The sequence below is a fragment of the Pseudomonas capeferrum genome (assembly GCF_013523055.1).
Lineage (GTDB): Bacteria > Pseudomonadota > Gammaproteobacteria > Pseudomonadales > Pseudomonadaceae > Aquipseudomonas > Aquipseudomonas capeferrum_A.
This window is the reverse complement of sequence record NZ_JAAMQM010000039.1, coordinates 1-17,121: the sequence shown is the minus strand read 5'-3', so window position 1 is coordinate 17,121 and position 17,121 is coordinate 1. Positions and strand designations below refer to the sequence as shown.

Sequence of the window (17,121 nt, the reverse complement as noted above, 5' to 3'; positions counted from 1 at the left end):
CGGTACCAGAGACCTTGCCTTCGTCGCCATCGACTACGCCTACCAGGCCGAGATTGCTCAGCTCGGCGGCAGTGCTGCCGTCGTAGACCTTGTCAGCCACATCAGCGATGCCGGTAATGACCTTGCGGTCGATATCGGCCACACCGATTTGTGCATCGGTATCGAAACGGTAGTTGCCCGCCTCTTCACCGGCCAGGACGATCCCGGAGCCAATTACCGATTTATCGGCGCCAGCATTCTTGTCGCTGAAGGCACCCGTGGTGCCGGTGCCGGAAACCTTGCCTTCGTCGCCATCGACCACACCTACCAGGCCAAGATTGCTCAGCTCGGCCGCAGTGCTGCCGTCGTAGACCTTGTCAGCCACATCAGCGGTGCCGGTAATGACCTTACGGTCGATATCGGCCAGACCGATTTGTGCATCGGTATCGAAACGGTAGTTGCCCGCCTCTTCACCGGCCAGGGCGATTCCAGAGCCAATTACCGATTTGTCAGTACCAGCGTTCTTGTCGCTGAAGGCGCCCGTGGTGCCGGTGCCGGAGACCTTGCCTTCGTCACCATCGACAATGCCCACCAGACCGAGATTGCTCAGCTCGGCGGCAGTGCCACCGTCGTAGACCTTGTCAGCCACATCAGCGATGCCGGTAATGACCTTGCGGTCGATATCGGCCACACCGATCTGGACGCTGGTATCGAAGCGATAGTTACCCGCCTCCTCACCGGCCAGGGCGATCCCGGAACCAGTCACGGACTTATCAGTACCAGCGTTCTTGTCGCTGAAGGCACCCGTAGTGCCGGTGCCGGAGACCTTGCCCTCGTCGCCATCGACCACACCTGCCAGGCCGATATTGCTTAGCTCGGCCACGGTGCTGCCGTCATAGACCTTGTCGGCCACATCGGCGGTGCCGGTAATGACCTTGCGATCGATATCGGCCACACCGATCTGCGCATCGGTATCGAAGCGGTAGTTGCCCGCTTCTTCACCGGCCAGGGCAATACCGGAACCGGTCACGGACTTGTCAGTACCGGCGTTCTTGTCGGTGAAGGCACCCGTGGTGCCGGTACCGGAGACCTTGCCCTCGTCGCCATCGACCACACCTACCAAGCCGAGATTGCTCAAATCGGCAGCGATGCTACCGTCGTAGACCTTGTCAGCCACATCGGCGATGCCGGTAATCACTTTGCGAGCGATATCGGCCACACCGATCTGGACGTTGGTATCGAAGCGATAGTTACCCGCCTCCTCACCGGCCAGGGCGATCCCGGAACCAGTCACGGACTTGTCAGTACCAGCGTTCTTGTCGCTGAAGGCACCCGTGGTGCCGGTGCCGGAGACCTTGCCCTCGTCACCATCGACAATACCTACCAGGCCTATATTGCTCAGCTCGGCCACGGTGCTGCCGTCGTAGACCTTGTCAGCCACATCAGCAGTGCCGGTAATGACCTTGCGGTCGATATCGGCCAGACCGATCTGCGCGTCGGTATCGAAGCGGTAGTTGCCCGCCTCCTCACCGGCCAGGGCGATACCGGAACCGGTCACGGACTTGTCAGTGCCAGCATTCTTGTCGCTGAAGGCGCCCGTGGTGCCGGTACCGGAGACCTTGCCTTCGTCACCATCGACAATACCCACCAGGCCGAGATTGCTCAGCTCAGCCGCGGTGCTGCCGTCGTAGACCTTGTCGGCTACATCGGCGATGCCGGTAATGACCTTGCGGTCGATATCGGCCAGACCGATCTGGGCGTCGGTATCGAAGCGGTAGTTGCCCGCCTCTTCACCGGCCAGGGCGATTCCAGAGCCAATTACCGATTTATCGGCGCCAGCGTTCTTGTCGCTGAAGGCGCCCGTGGTGCCGGTACCGGAAACCTTGCCTTCGTCGCCATCGACTACACCTACCAGGCCGATATTGCTCAACTCGGCCGCAGTACCACCGTCATAGACCTTGTCGGCCACATCAGCGATACCAGTGATTACTTTGCGTTCAATGCTCGCGGTCGTGTTGGCGGTAGAGTCCAGTAGTCGATAGTTGCCTGCCTCTTCGCCAGTCAGTGCCAGGTCACTCAACGATACGGTTTTGCCGACACCGGCATTCTTGTCGTCGAACAGAGCGCTTCCCGCCGCGCCGGTCACCTTGTTCTCGTCGGCAGCGATCAGACCCTGCAGCTCGATGTCGCTCACGGTCGCATTACGGCCACCATCATAGGTCTTGTCGGCCACCTGCACCTGGCCCAGGGACAAACCCTTGGGCGTGATGTCTGCCTTGCCGGTTACGGAGACACCCGACAGATCGAGCATGTAGTTGTCGGCATCAGTACCGAGCAGCGTCAACCCGGTCACGTTGACGGTCTTTTCATTCGCCACGTTCTTGTCGCTGAACTCGCCAGTCCCCGTGGCATGCAGTTGGTCACCCGCTACCAGATTGTCGAAGACGACATCCGTCACTTCGGCCGCCCGAGTGCCGTCGTAGACCTTGTCGGTCACTTGGGCAGCGCCTGTACCGCCGCTGGCCAGCTCCAGCTTGCGCTTGTCGATCACGCCGATGTCGGCCGAAACGCTGTCGGATTCCAGTTGATATCCGTAGACCTTGACATCGCCTTTGCTGGCATTGTCGATCATCACACCCGTGACATCGACCGACTTGCCTTCGCCTGCGTTCTTGTCACCGTAAAGCGCCTGGCCACCGTCTCCGACTACGAAGGTCACCTGGTCGCCGTCAATGGCGCCAGTGCTGGTGTAGTTGCTGCCATCGAGCGTGGCCTGGTTGTTGCCGTCATAGGTCTTGCGGACTTCGCCGGTCAGGCTGACCTTGACGACAGGCGCGACCCGATAGATGTGCCCGTTGCCAGAAACCTGAGCGATGGTATCGCCATAACCGGTGTTGTATTGCTTGAAGTCGATGTCGAGCCCTCCACGCACATCGTCTTGCGGGGAGGTCGAATAGGTCAGCCAGCGGCCTGCGCTGTTGCTCGCCAGCAGCGCATTCGCCCCAGCGTTGTTGACGAAGTTGGCGGCGGCGGCCAGAACCACGGCGTCTGCGCTGCCATCGGCCCTGACGCTGCCGCCAGTGCCGATGCGTACGTCACCTACACCTGCCTGACCGATAACGTGGCCACTGGCATTAGTGTTACGCAATGCACCATCGATCTGCAGTTCGCCGTTGAGCAAGGTCAGGTTGTTGTTGGCGTTGAACGAGAAACCACTGCTGTTGACCGTGGTGGTGCCAGTGCCATCGGCGCGGCCGATAGTGAGGTTGCGTATGTTGTCCAGCTTGCTCAGGGTGTTCGTGGTAGCAATACCGTCAGTACCGTCCAGGGCGATATCCGTGGCGACATTCCAGGGTTCCAGGTTGATACTGGCGGTCGAGACGTTGCGTAGGGTGGCCTGGGTGAAATCGACATTGGTAGCACGCAGGGTCAGTGTCTTGTCGCCTGTGTCGAGCTTGACGGTGCTGGTGAAATTGATATCGCCGTTGGTATAGATCGATGCCCCACCGAGCATGGTCAATGGCGTGCTGAAGTTGACGTCGCCGCTGAGACTGAGAAGCCCACCCAGGCGCTTCTCGCCAGTCGAGCCACCCAGGGCGTTTGCGCCCATGGCGTCGCCGAAATAGAGCCGCCCCGAGCCAAGGGTGATATCGCCACTGAGCGTTGCGATACTCTCGGCATATCGCGTGGTACCGAACGAGAGGTAGAGGTTCCCGCCGCTGGTATTGATGGGTGTATCGATGGTCAAGGCACCGAGACCACCGTTGTCGGAGTCGCTGGACAAGCGGACATAACCACCATTGGTTGTCAGCGCGCCGGCAATGCTGAGGCCATCGGCGCCCAGCACGGTAATGCTGCCGGCGCCTGGCGTGCCGGATCCTGCCGTGGTGACAGAATGGGTTGGCAGCGCACTCACATCCGGATTCTCGCCCGCGCCATGCGCCGTCAGGTTGGCAACATTGCTGATACTGCCACTACCGCTACCACCGGCCTGGAAGTAAAGGCTGCCACTGCCGAAGACTTCGATGGTATTGGCGGCATTGGCAAAACTGATCGAACTGCTGCCGTTGGAGCGGTTGCTCGCCTCTACCCGCAGGCTGACGTTGTCCTGCATGCTGATAGCGCCGTCTCCGCCGTTAAGCTCAAGATCGGCGAAGTTGATCGCGCCCGTGGCGGTCATCAGCACGTTGGCGGTCTGTGCTTCGAGGGTTTTCTCGTAGACCGTGATGTTACCGCTGCCAGCGGACCAGTCCCCGCTGGTGCCGCTGCCACCGGATACGGTGATGTTGGTCGGGTCCAGCAGAAGGTCACCGGTGCGGCCCTTGCTGGCGCGCGCGTCGGTCATGCCTTTGTAGCGCAGGGTTTCCTTGCCCGACACTTCGGCCTTGCCGCCGTCGCCGCCCTGGTCCCCGCCGCGTACCGAGATAGTGCCAGCGAACTGGTTATCCTGGTCCGACCAGGCTACTACCGTGCCGCCATTGCCTTGCTGGGTGGCGTCGGCATGCAGGCGCGAAGCGCTATCTACCTCGACCTGCCGAGCATTGCCGATGCTGCTGTCCTGACCCTGCCAGCCGCCTCCGACCTTGATGCTACCCCCGCCGCTGGCACCGTTAGCATTGAGCTCGGCACCACGGAGCACGACCTTTTCGCCGGTAACAGCGATCTCGCCGCCCTTGCCCACCTTGGAAGATACATCCAGGGTACCGGCGACCTCGGTCAAGCCGCCCTCGGTATCGCCGTCGAGGATGATTCGGCCGTTGCGTGCGACCAGGCTATGCGCCTCGATCATGCCGGAGTTGTTCACCACACTGCTGATCGCGGCATCGGCAGAACGCGCACTGAGCATGACAGCTCCGCCATCGGCACTGATGTGTCCGCCGTTGTCCACCAAAGCATCGAGCACGCCGCGCTCCACGTTGACGCTGACCAGCCCGTCGCCTTGGAAGTCCAGGCTGACCTTGTCCCCAGCCGCCATGACCGTGCTGCCGCCCGGCGTATGGATGGTACCGGTATTGCTCACTTGCGGACCGATCAGCGCAACCATGCCGCCAGCGCTGGTGCTTACATCGCCTTTGTTCACTATCGCACCGGCACCGGCGCCACCACTGAAGCGGTGCTGGCCGGCCAGGAAATCTGCATCGGTAACCTGCAATGACGATGCGAGCAGGCCGCCGACATTGACTTGGGCGCCCTTGCCGATGACTACCCCATTGGGGTTGAGAAGCCAGACTTGGCCGTTGGCTTCCAGCTTGCCAAGGATCTGGCTGGCGTTACCCCCGCCCACGACCCGGTTAAGCGCGATGCTCTGGCTGTTGGGCTGATCGAAACGGACTGAGTTCTTGGCACCAATATCGAAACTGTTCCATTCGGTGACTAGCTTGTCACTGCCCTGGTGGACATTCATCTGGGTCCCGTTCTGGCTGATGCTGCCCGTACCGGCGACAATATTCGCCCCCGTGGGCAGATCTGCGGCGCCAGCCATCCCGCTACCGAGCAGGCCTAAAGCGGCCAGTATGCCGATCACGCCGCCACGCTTGCCACGAGCGGTGGAGGTTTCGGCAACAGCGACGAAGGCCTGGGCCGTGTCGCTCCACACCAGGCGATAGACATGATTCAACGAAGCGCTTTTCATCAAGTGTTCCTCAAAATAGGTTGCAGTGCCCGACGGGCCGGAAGTCAGAACGCCAGCGAAGCCTGGATCCAGGCGCGCCAGTCGCTGGATCGGCTATCAGCATCCAGTCCAGAAATGCTGCGTCCGGGGTTGTCGCCCAGGGTGCGGGCCACTGCCGTGCGAAGGGTCCACTGGTCGAACCAGAGGTTCAGCCCTGCGCCGACTGCGTTGAGGTCATAACGATTGCGCCCGGTTGCGTTGGTTTCCGAGCCTGCCCATGAATCCTGATGCAGCCATACTCGCCCGGTGTCGAAGAAGCCCAGGCCTTGCATCTTGAGTTGGGGAATGCCGAGGTCGATCGTGCGACGCAGCTCCAAGGTACCGAGCCAGCCATGGTCGCCAGCCGCCTCACCGACGGGGTAGGCGCGGACGCCCGAAGGTCCTCCGAGGAGGAATTTTTCTGCCGAATCGAGGTTCTGGTCGGCCCACTGCATCGACAAGCCGGCGAAGAGATTCCAGTCGCTGCCAGCGCCGAGGCTCTGCAGGCGCGAGATACGCAGATTGACTTTCTCGAAGCGGCCATCACTGCCCGCGCTCAGGCGGTCTGCATACTCGTCTTCTCGGTTGCCGCTGAGGTCGAGCTTACCCAGGGTCAGGGAAAGACCGCCGTCGGTCACCCCACCGCCAGCGAAATCGTCGAAACGATTGCCGGACAGCGCAAAGGTGAAGTTGTCCAGGGCGCGATCGCGCAGGTTGGTTCCCAGTCCACGGTCTTCAAGACGCTTGTGTTCATAGCCGGCCGACAGATTGAGGTTCTGCAGCCGTGTGCGTATCAGTGGATAACTCAGACCGATGGACGCTGTACGGGCATTCCCGCGCAGATCCAGTTCGCGGTACCGCGCTTGATCGACGTCGTAGCGCAGATAGGAGGCGCCCAGTTGCAGGCGCAATCCGGAGGCTGTCAGCGGCAGGCTGTAGCTGCCTCCAAAGATGTCACTTCCGGTGGTCTTGCTCGCGCCGAGCACCAATTGGTCGCCGATGCCCAGGGGATCATTGAGGCTCGCCTGCGCGTTGATACGTTCTACGCCGGTACTGCGGTTGCCATAGTTGTCGGCTGAGAGGCCACCAGTGACCAGCGGGCCAGCCTTGGCATCGATCAGCAAGCGGCTGGTGCCAGGCTGCGTACCGCGCTCGAGTGCGGAGCGGGCGTTCAAGCCCGGTTGGTCGTTGATCAGCAGCAGGGCTCTTTCCAGGTCTTCGGCACGCAGCACTTCCCCTTCCGGCAAGGCCTCATTGGCAATGTCGCGCAAACGCTCATGGCTGCTTCGCGAGGCGCCACCGACTTCGATACGCCCGACACCGGATTCCAGTCGGCCCTGCACCAGTGCAATTTCCAGAACGCCATCGGTCAGGTCCTGGCCTGGCAGATAGGCTCGCGCCACTACATAACCCCGACCGCGCAGGTAACGGGTCAGCGCATCGGCGATCTGCTGCAGGCCTGCATGGTCGAGCGTCTTGCCGATCACCGGCTGCACGAGCGCCTGCAGGTTCTCGGCATTGGCCAAACCGACATCGCCGCTGAAACGAACGGCACTGAGCGTTACGCGCAACCCGGAGTCGGCAGGTAGATGGCTCTGCGAAGGCAGCTCGAACGCCGGAGGCGGTTCGGTGGACTGTGGTGCGGCGGGTACCGTCTGCTCGTACTCGTTGAGCAACTGGCCTGCGTTAGGCAGGGTCGCGGCGGTGACGGCCGGTGCGCAAGCCGAGCACGCCATCAACAAGGACCAATACGCCCATGGCTTGCCGAAACGTGTGGATGCGGGGAAGGAAACGTGCATCAAGGAACTCACTCCATGAAAACCAGAAAATCATCCGCACCCTGCTTAGGATTTGCCGGATGAACAGCGCCGCGATTTTCCTTGTCATGTCGTGCAACCACTTTTGCCTGACCGTGCGCAAACTTTGCCACAGCGGATCAAGACGCAAAAAAAAGGACCGATCCGACTAATGGCGCCAAATCACCGTCACTCCCGCTGTCCGAGGCTCACCCGGCAGCACCGCGTAATCTCCAGCGCCCAATTGGGCCGAGACGGCGGTCAGGTAATGAGCGTCGAACAGGTTGCGTACCCAGCCGACGAACTCCATACCTGCCCTGGCCTGCCTGATGCCCAAACGCACATCAGCAAGGCCATAGGCAGGCACGGCACTTCCTGCACCTCCTTCCAGGCTCCCTTGATAACCGCTGCGCCAGCTGTAATCGAGCGCGGCAAACACTTCATTTCCCTTTCCCAGAGGAAAGCGTTGCTCGGCTCCGGCAGCCAAACTCCACTCAGGCGCGTTGAACAACCGCTGACCACTGAGATCACACCCCCACTGGGCACTTTCGGGTGAGCAGGGCCCATTCTTGAAGTCGCGGTAGCGTGCGTCGTTCCAGGCCAAGGCCAGCCTGAGGTCGAGCCGTTCGGTTGGATGCAGGCGGGTGTCCAGCTCGACGCCGCGCATGCGTACTTTGTCGATATTGATCAGATTGTCGCGCAGCGGTGGTGAGTACAGGTCCGCAGGTGGGCTGGTGGTAAGCGCCTGGTAGTTGCGAACGTCTGCCTGGTACAGGGCAAGATCGAGTTCCAGCCGCTGCTGCCAGAACTGTCCATGAAGACCGGCCTCCCAAGAGGAAGCCCGTTCGCTGGCATAGGTACTGGGCACCCGGCCACCGACGACGTCGAGGTTGGCGCCGCCACCCTTGAAGCCGCGGGTCCAGCCGATGTATGCATGAACGTCATCGGCCAACTCGTAGCTGAAGACCAATTGGCCGGACAGGTCGCTTGCGTCAATCGACTCTTCGCGTCGGTAGTCCTGTCCCAATGCCACATCCCTGAGCAACTGCCCGCCCAGGCGCGAAACGGGATCGGCACCCAGCGGCGCCAGATCGGTCACATGGCGCTCGATCTCTGCCCGCTTGCGTTCATGGGTCAGGCGCAGGCCAGGGGTCACACTCAAGCGCTCGGACAAACGCCAGGTCAGCTCGCCGAACACTGCGCTGCTGTCAGTGAGCTGTCGAGCCTTGCCCTGTTGTCTCGCGCCTTCGAGCAGCGAAGGTGGCACCTGGCCTGCGGAAACCCCCAGCAGGCGGGCTTCGGGTCGGTCTCCGATGAAGAAAGCAGCAGCATCCGCTCCGAAGCCGACGTCCAGGCCACGATTGAGGTGTTGGCGCAGATAATAAGTGCCCACGCGATAGCTGACTTGCTCGCCCAACGCACCGTCCAATCGGATTTCCTGGCTGAACTGGTGCTGGTCGAGGCGGACATCGGAGGTAGCGATCGCCAGCCCAAGGTTATCGCCGTCCTGGCGCGACTCGTAGCGCCAGTCGCGATAGCCGGTGATGCTGGTCAGGCGCGTGCCGCTGTCCAGGAGGTGCGACCATTCCAGAGCAAGGCCACTCTGGTAGGTCTGCTGGACCCCCGTGTAGTCCTGGTCGATGCGACGCGCGGAGGGGTCTGCGTTTAATAATGGATAACCCACGAAGGCCGCACGCTTGCGTGTCTGAGCACTGTAATGGGCGGAAGCCAGGACCGCCGCCCGTGGCGACTCCTGCACATGATCGACGATCAAGCGCATCGAAGACTGCTCGTTCGGCGCATAAAGCAGTTGCCCACGCACGCCTTGACGGTCCTGATCGTTATAACGATGACCATCCCGCACGTTTGCGATCTCGCCGTCACGCTGTACATCGAAGAAGCTGACGCTACCTGCAAGTACATCCCCAGCCAACGCTGAAGCGGCGCTTGCACGGACCTGCCGGGCGCCTGACTCGCCCAGGCTCAACTCGGTCTCCAGACGTGGCTGCAGGGACGGTCGACGGCTGTTGAAGCGAATCGCGCCAGCGGTACTGTTGCGTCCTCCTCGGGTGCCCTGTGGACCTCGGAGCACTTCGATACTTTCCATGTCGGCGAAATCGAGCAGGGCCATGCCGACCCGTCCCAGATAGATATCATCCAGGTACACCGCTACGCTGCTGTCCAGACCGTCATTGAAACCACTGGCACCCAGGCCGCGCAGACCATAGCTCGCATAACGTGGATTGGGGTCCGAGAGCAGCAGCGACGGGACATGGCGCGCCAGATCCTGGCTGCGCACGAGCCCCGAGCGCTGTAACTGTTCGGCCGTCAGTACCGTCCTGTTTCCGGTGTGCTGCCGGTCAGCGTCTGCCGGGGCCGACGCGTCGATGACCATGCTGTCGAGAGGCACCGTCAACGTGGCTGACCAGGCAGGAGAAGTGCCGGTCAGCAGGACCAGCGATAGCCAATTGCGGCAAGCGGCTCCAGTCATCGCGTACTCGCCGCCTTGCAGTGGGTCAGCGCGTCGATACGTTCCAACAGGTCAGCGCTGTCGGCCGGCTTGAGCAGCGTTGCGTCGAATGCAAGGCCATCATGTCCTTCAGGTGTACGTGGCGGTGCGGCCGAATACAGCATCACCGGCATGCCGGGCCAGCGATCACGGATATGACTCAGTAATTCCCAGCCATCCATGCTCGGCATCATCTGGTCGCACACCACAAGATCCACAGACATCTGCTGCAGTACCTGCAACGCCTCTGTCCCGTCCTCCGCCGTCACGGTCTGGAAGTTGTAGCCGCTCAGCAAATCGGCAAGCCAGGCCCGATTGCCAGGCTGGTCGTCGACCAACAACAGCTGGCGCTGTGCCCCGTCCACTTCGATGTGCCGCTCGACAAACACCGTATCCATTGCCTCCTCATCCGCTCTCGGCAGGCTGAGCACGAAGCTGAAGCGGCTGCCGGCGCCCGTTTCGCTGTACACGGCCAGCTCGCTCCCCATCGCTTGCAGCAACTGTGTAACGATCGACAGGCCCAGACCGCTGCCTGCCACCGGGCCGACATTGGAGCCGCGATGAAAAGGCAACAGCACGTTCTCACGCTCCCTGACATCGATCCCTATCCCGCTGTCGCTGACTTCGAAGCGCAATCTGGCCATGTCGTCCTCCACGCTCAGCACCTGGACACAAAATTCGATATCGCCCTCCTGGGTAAACTTGGCGGCGTTACCGAGCAGGTTCAACAGAACCTGGCGCAGGCGACGAAAGTCGGCGTAGACGAGCAGAGGCAGGTCGTCGGCAATACGGCATACGAAGCGATTCCCATGACGCTTGGCCAGAAATACGCCTTCGTCCGCAAGGTCTTTCAGGAACGCATAGGTATAGCCGGGTACCGGCTCGATCTCGACCTGCTTCAGACTGTCGCGCGAGAATTCGATCAACTCATCGATCAATTCCAACTGCTGTCGGGCATGGCGCTCGATACGCTGCACATGCGCGGGTTCCGGTTGGCCGCGCAGTAACTTGGCGTGGTCGAGGATGGCCACCAGCGGCGACCGCAGGTCATGGCTGATCCGGGCCAACAGCGTACTGCGCGCCTGGAGCGAGGCATTGAGCTGTTCGGTGCGAACCGCGACCGTATGCTCAAGGCGTTCCTGTTGCGCAAGACGCTGGTTTTCCAGCTCGACCCTTGCTGTTCGTTCCCCGCGGCGACTGGCCCGCACGACCATTATCAAGGTGCAGGACAACAAGAATACGCCGCCCAGGGTCGACGACAGGCTGTAATACGTGCGCTGCGATTGCCAAGGCAATTGCTCAAGTTGCAGCACATAACGCGCGAGACATTGTGCGGCAAACGAGAGCACTACCAGCCAGACCAGCCAGCTGTAGCGCAGGCCACGCAGCAAGCCCCAGCCGAACGCACCGAAGACCACAGGGTACATTGCCTTGAGCAGCCAGAGGACCATGCCTCGACCTTCGATGGCGTCAAACCACACGCTATAAGCAGAAACCGCGAGGTAGCTGGCGAGCAACACAGCGAAGACGATATCGACCCACCGGGACAGCTCCCGAGTTCGCAACAGCTCCCGAAAATACACAAGAAGTGCGACGAACGAGAGGGCCGCCATGGTGGTGGTCAATTCATGCGACCAGGCCAGGGCCTTGGGCCAGAAGAGCAAGTAGCCATTCAACAGACAGGTCAGCACCGCATAGCTGCCCACCGCCCCCGCATGCAACAGTAGAAGTCGGGAGCCAAGAATAGCGCCGACAAGCAGGCTGAATGGCACCACCAGGATCACAATGCCCAGCGAAATCCCATCAATGAAATAGGTGCGCTGACGCTCGTATTGCAGTGCGTGCTCCGACCACAAGCGTGGGCCGATCAACATGGAATTGGCGCTGGCCACTCGTGCGAACACGATTCGCTCTTCTCCAGGCCGCAGCGTCACAGGGAAGGCCGGTTGTCGCTCCGTTATAGTCCAGTCTTCAAGCCGGTAGGAACTGCCGGCACGCATGACTTTCCAGTCTGTGGATGTGGGCAGAAAGACTTGCAGGTTTTCCAGACGTGGTTCTCCGAGAATCAACCGGCACTTCAGAACACTGTGCGAATCGTTGCGCAATGGCAGACGCAGCCAGACCGCCGAATGAGTGAGATTCAGTGGCAATGCAACATCCAGCGAGCGGAAACGGTTTGCAGGCAGATCAGCCACGGAGTCGACGGTCAGGGCCCGGCTCGAATCTTCGAACAGACCCCAGCCGGCCTCTGCGGCAAGACCGATGTCGTCGCACGGATGTGCAACCGCCACGGCTGCTATCAGCCATGACAACAGCGCAATCCAACGAATCGAAATCATGAATCGGGAGAAGGATCGGAATTGTCCAGGCTGCGGAACTCGCGCGGCGTCATCCCGCGTTTTTCGCGAAATGCCGTCGTGAAATTGCAAGCACTGCGAAAACCCACTTGGGCGGCAATATCCTGAATACTCATGGCGCTGTTGCGCAACAAGGCCTGCCCCTTGCGCAAGCGCGCGCTGCGCACGAATGCGAAGACGGTAGTGCCCAAGCGTTGACGAAACAGCACTGATAAGCGTTTTTCGTGGGTCCCCACCGCCTTGGCAATGTTTTCCAGAGACGGCAGGTCGGCCAAATGCTCATCTATGTAACGAACGGTGGCATCAAGCAAGACCTGATCGTTATCGGTTTCGGCGGACTGTCGCAAATCCTCGATCAGTGGCATCCGCCAGGTCAACTGCAGGTGGATACGGATGCGAGCGATGACCTCTTCTGGGGAGAAAGGCTTGAGCACATAATCGACGCCCCCCAGGCTGAGCCCTTCCAGGCGTTGTTCCAACTGACTCGCAGACGTCAGGAAGATGACTGGGATGTCACGTGTAGCGGGTGCTTCGCGAAGCAGACGGCAGACAGAGAAGCCGTTCATTTTCGGCATGTGGACATCCAGCAGTATCAGATTCGGGCGAAGCGCCAGTGCCCGTTGCAGCCCCTGGTGCGGCTCGCTGCACACGGAGATTTTCCAGGCTTCAAGCCCTGCTTGCGTCAGCAATGAACAAAGCTCGTCCGGAGAATCGTCGATCAGCAAGATATGCGGTTTGCGTTCAGTACTGGCAGGATCTGGCATACAGCTCTCTTGTTTTCCGCAGCTATCATTCGGCCGCGCTTGTCATGGTGCTCGAACGGGATATCGAGCCTATTAGAAGCGCTGCGGTCTGAAGTGACAAGCCTGGCTTCGCCTGCCACCTGCGCACCCGCTCAAGGATGCGGTTCGGTCCCGTTTCGGGCGTGATGCCAGGTTCGAGTCGGATCAGTAAACAAGGTTGATCATGGACAGTCACGATCGCCGAAAGATGCCGACTCACTTTCAATGCAGATCGACTTGCCCCCTTGACTATCCTTGCCTGGCCGCAGGACGCGGCTTCAGCCCTATGATCATGGAGTGTTCATGTCCCTCGCACTTGTCCACAGTCGCGCCCAGGTCGGGGTGACGGCACCGGCCGTCAGCGTCGAAACACACCTGGCCAACGGCCTGCCTCACCTCACCCTGGTCGGTCTTCCGGAAACTACCGTCAAGGAAAGCAAGGACCGGGTCCGCAGTGCCATCGTCAATTCAGGACTCGATTACCCCGCAAGGCGAATAACCCAGAGCCTGGCGCCCGCCGATCTGCCCAAGGATGGCGGCCGCTACGACCTGGCCATTGCCCTGGGCATCCTGGCCGCCAATGGCCAGGTACCGGTGGCGACACTGAGCGATATCGAGTGCCTGGGCGAGCTGGCGCTGTCTGGCGCACTGCGCTCGGTGCAGGGCGTCCTGCCCGCGGCGCTTGCCGCTCGGGATGCGGGACGAGCGATCGTGGTGCCGCGAGAGAATGCCGAGGAGGCCAGCCTGGCCAGTGGACTCGTGGTGTATGCGGTGAGCCATCTGCGCGAACTGGTCGAGCACCTGAGCGGACAGAGCCCGCTTTCACCTTACTCGGCCAACGGCTTGCTGCTGCAGAGCCGCCCCTATCCCGACCTGAGCGAGGTGCAAGGGCAACTGGCTGCCAAGCGGGCGCTATTGGTAGCGGCGGCTGGTGCCCACAACCTGCTGTTCACCGGTCCGCCAGGCACTGGCAAGACGCTGCTGGCCAGTCGACTGCCGGGACTGTTGCCTCCACTGGACGAGCATGAGGCTCTGGAAGTGGCCGCGATCCAGTCGGTCAGTGGGCACAAGCCTTTGACCAGTTGGCCGCAGCGGCCCTTTCGTCATCCGCACCATTCGGCGTCGGGCCCGGCGTTGGTAGGAGGGGGAAGTCGACCGCGACCTGGCGAGATTACCCTTGCCCATCATGGTGTGCTGTTTCTGGATGAATTGCCGGAGTTCGAACGGCGGGTGCTGGAGGTGCTTCGCGAGCCCCTGGAGTCTGGCGAAATCGTGATCGCCAGAGCCAGGGACAAGGTGCGCTTTCCTGCCCGTTTCCAGCTGGTCGCGGCCATGAACCCCTGCCCTTGCGGCTATCTGGGCGATCCTACCGGACGTTGCCGCTGCAGCCCCGACCAGGTGCAGCGCTATCGCAACAAACTGTCCGGCCCGCTGCTCGATCGGATCGACCTGCATCTGACCGTCGCCCGCGAGTCCACCGTGCTCACTCACCAGCCCAGCGGCGAATCCAGCGACAGCGTCGCACAGGTGGTAGCGGCGACCCGTGAGCTGCAGCAGAAGCGCCAGGGCTGTGCCAACGCTTTTCTCGACCTTGCCAGCCTGCGTCGGTATTGCGCCTTGAGCCCTACCGACCAGGCCTGGCTGGAAGGCGCTTGCGAACGGCTGACACTTTCCCTACGCGCGGCCCATCGCCTGCTCAAGGTAGCCCGTACCTTGGCGGATCTGGAGCAGGCCGAAGGCATCGCTCGAACTCATCTGGCGGAAGCGCTGCAGTATCGACCTGGCTCCTGAAGCGGATTCGTATTTCGCAAGGCTCAGTTCCCAGCTGGCGCGACATGCTCGACAGCCAGTTCGCCGCTGAGAAAATCCAGGAACGCTCGGGTCTTCAAAGGCACCCGGCGCGCCGTGGGATACACCGTATTGATCGAGATCGGCGGCGCTTGCCACTCGGGCAGTACTTGCACCAGTCGACCCGCCTGCAAGGCTTTCTCGACGGTGAATACTGGTAGCAGGGCTATACCCATGTCCGCTTGGCCCCTTGCGCCAGCAAGTCGCCATTGTTGGCATGCAGGGGGCCGGTGACGTGAACGCGCTGGGTATCGCGACCGTTCCTTAGCTGCAGGTTGGCGCCGCTTTGCAGATAGCCATAGTTCAAGCACTGATGACGGGTAAGGTCACGCGGTGTCGGGGGCGTGCCGGCCCGTGCCAGGTAGCCGGGCGAGGCGACCATTACCCTCGGTGCCGGTGCCAGGTGGCGGGCGCCCAGGGAGAATCCGACAGGGTGGCGATACGCAGGCCATGGCGGCAACCCTGCCGGGTGCCTTGCGCAGTGTAATGGCCTGCGCCTGTCGGACCACTTCTTCGAAGGGGAGCCTGGGGTCGATAACTATGAACGTACTCAGCAGTCCTTCAACTACCAGTTCGAGCACCGCTTCAATGACGTGCTGACCGCGCGGCAGAACTTCCGCTATCAGGATTCTGATGTGTCGATGGGTTAGGTCTACTCGGTCGGGTGGGTCGATTCGACCAGCAATATCCTCAATCGCGCCTATACCGGAGGGGACGAACGCCTGCATTCGGTCATCATCGATAACATGCTGCAGGCCGAGTTCTTTACAGGTTCGGCCAAGCATACCTGCCGACGGGCGTGGATTACCAACGACGCAAAGCCAACGTGGCCTGGCGCTATGGGAGGGTCGACGCACTGGATGCTGACAATCCGCAGTACGGTAACGGCAATCTCGATGTGTTAGGGGAATCGCATTACCTGCGCCGTCTGCAGCAGACCGGGGTGTATGTTCAAGATCTGATCGAGCTGGACCAATGGCGTTTCTCGCTGGGCATTCGCCAGGATTGGGTGAAGGCATCGGAAGAGAACCGCGACAGCGATACGCGCATAAGCGATGACCGTACCAAGCTGACTGGGCATGCAGGCATCTTGTACCTGTTCGAGAACGGTATTGCGCCGTATATCAGCTACTCCGAATCCTTCAACCCCAATACCGTGTCCGATCAGAATGGCCATCCTCTCGCACCCACCGAGGGGACTCAGTGGGAAGCCGGTATCAAGTATCAGCCGCCAGGGACCGATAACCTGTTTACGGCATCGGTATTCCGTATCGAACAGGAAAACTTGGCATCCAAGCAGCCAAACGAGGACTTCTATCGTCCCGTGGGACAGGTGCGATCATAAGGCCTGGAGCTTGAAGCCCATGTCCAGGTTACCGATAACCTGAAGCTCCTAGGTGGCTACACCTTTACCGACATCGAGTATTCCAAGACCATGCCGAGCCTGGTGTCGGCAAACTTGGATAACCAAGGTAATTCGCCTACGCAGGCCCCCAAGCAGATGGCATCCCTCTGCGCGGACTACGACTTCCATCAGGACACACTTGATGGTCTACGCCTCGGGCAAGGTGGACTCAAGGGCGTGGATCTGCGTCTGAACGCCAATAACCTCACCAATGAGACCTACATTGCTTCCTGTGCCAGCCTGAATTACTGCTACATGGGTGAAGAGCGAAATATAAGCGCCACGGTCAGCTATCAGTTTTGAGCTGATTGCAGATGACAAAAAGCCAGCCCCTGGTCCAGAGGCTGGCTTTTTTATAGCCCGAGGTGTTCAGTCAGCGCTTGCCTGCTTCGTCGGCAGCGCTGAGATACCGACCTACCAGAAAAGACAAAGCCCCTGTCTGCAGCGCAGACAGGGGCTTTGGATTTGAATCTTGACGATGACCTACTCTCACATGGAGAAGCTCCACACTACCATCGGCGATGCATCGTTTCACTGCTGAGTTCGGGATGGGATCAGGTGGTTCCAATGCTCTATGGTCGTCAAGAAATTCTGTGCGCCGATCCGTCCGTAGGACGAATCAGCAAATTCGTATCTCTCTACTTAAAGACAAAACCCCTACCTGCTTACGCAGATAGGGGTTTTGCGAAATGAATCTTGACGATGACCTACTCTCACATGGAGAAGCTCCACACTACCATCGGCGATGCATCGTTTCACTACTGAGTTCGGGATGGGATCAGGTGGTTCCAATGC

General features: G+C 60.7%; 6 protein-coding genes, 2 rRNA genes and 2 pseudogenes. 2 read left to right on the top strand and 8 right to left on the bottom strand.

All coding sequences use genetic code 11. The features are described 5' to 3' along the window. The 5 genes from G7009_RS26920 to G7009_RS26900 all read right to left on the bottom strand — a co-directional run. A partial coding sequence (locus G7009_RS26920; RefSeq protein ID WP_181133312.1) for a YDG domain-containing protein occupies positions 1-5,611 on the bottom strand: 5,611 nt, incomplete at its 3' end. Positions 5,612-5,655: 44 nt separating this feature from the next. Further along, positions 5,656-7,428, bottom strand: coding sequence for a ShlB/FhaC/HecB family hemolysin secretion/activation protein (locus G7009_RS26915; RefSeq protein ID WP_181133311.1), 1,773 nt, complete (start codon positions 7,426-7,428; stop codon positions 5,656-5,658). Between the two features lie 166 nt (positions 7,429-7,594). Further along, positions 7,595-9,916: a TonB-dependent receptor gene (locus G7009_RS26910; protein WP_181133310.1), complete on the bottom strand. Its 2,322-nt coding sequence runs from the start codon at positions 9,914-9,916 to the stop codon at positions 7,595-7,597. Continuing rightward, complete coding sequence (locus G7009_RS26905; RefSeq protein ID WP_181133309.1) at positions 9,913-12,246, bottom strand: hybrid sensor histidine kinase/response regulator; 2,334 nt, start codon at positions 12,244-12,246, stop codon at positions 9,913-9,915. The genes G7009_RS26910 and G7009_RS26905 overlap by 4 nt, the downstream gene beginning before the upstream one ends. A gap of 23 nt (positions 12,247-12,269) precedes the next feature. Beyond that, positions 12,270-13,016 carry a response regulator transcription factor gene (locus G7009_RS26900; protein ID WP_308813355.1) on the bottom strand — a complete coding sequence of 249 codons (747 nt, stop codon included), beginning with the start codon at positions 13,014-13,016 and terminating at the stop codon, positions 12,270-12,272. Between the two features lie 360 nt (positions 13,017-13,376). On the opposite strand from G7009_RS26900, the gene G7009_RS26895 reads away from it, so the two are divergent. Continuing rightward, a complete protein-coding gene (locus tag G7009_RS26895; protein WP_181133307.1) occupies positions 13,377-14,864 on the top strand; it encodes a YifB family Mg chelatase-like AAA ATPase in 1,488 nt (495 codons plus the stop codon). A 23-nt stretch (positions 14,865-14,887) separates the two neighbouring features. On the opposite strand, the pseudogene G7009_RS26890 reads toward G7009_RS26895, so the two are convergent. Continuing rightward, positions 14,888-15,368 (bottom strand): annotated as a pseudogene (locus tag G7009_RS26890) (substrate binding domain-containing protein); the annotation flags it as partial. 2 nt (positions 15,369-15,370) lie between these two features. On the opposite strand from G7009_RS26890, the pseudogene G7009_RS26885 reads away from it, so the two are divergent. Continuing rightward, positions 15,371-16,629: pseudogene (locus G7009_RS26885) on the top strand (TonB-dependent siderophore receptor); the annotation flags it as partial. 167 nt (positions 16,630-16,796) lie between these two features. Here G7009_RS26885 and rrf (G7009_RS26880) read toward each other — a convergent pair. Both rrf (G7009_RS26880) and rrf (G7009_RS26875) read right to left on the bottom strand, forming a co-directional pair. Further along, a 5S ribosomal RNA gene (rrf, locus tag G7009_RS26880) occupies positions 16,797-16,912 on the bottom strand. Between the two features lie 108 nt (positions 16,913-17,020). Further along, a 5S ribosomal RNA gene (rrf, locus tag G7009_RS26875) occupies positions 17,021-17,121 on the bottom strand; the annotation flags it as partial.

Coding starts and splice junctions, on each gene's coding strand:
- G7009_RS26915 (WP_181133311.1), bottom strand. CDS start 7,428: ATGCACGTTTCCTTCCCCGCATCCACACGTTTCGGCAAGCCATGGGCG.
- G7009_RS26910 (WP_181133310.1), bottom strand. CDS start 9,916: ATGACTGGAGCCGCTTGCCGCAATTGGCTATCGCTGGTCCTGCTGACC.
- G7009_RS26895 (WP_181133307.1), top strand. CDS start 13,377: ATGTCCCTCGCACTTGTCCACAGTCGCGCCCAGGTCGGGGTGACGGCA.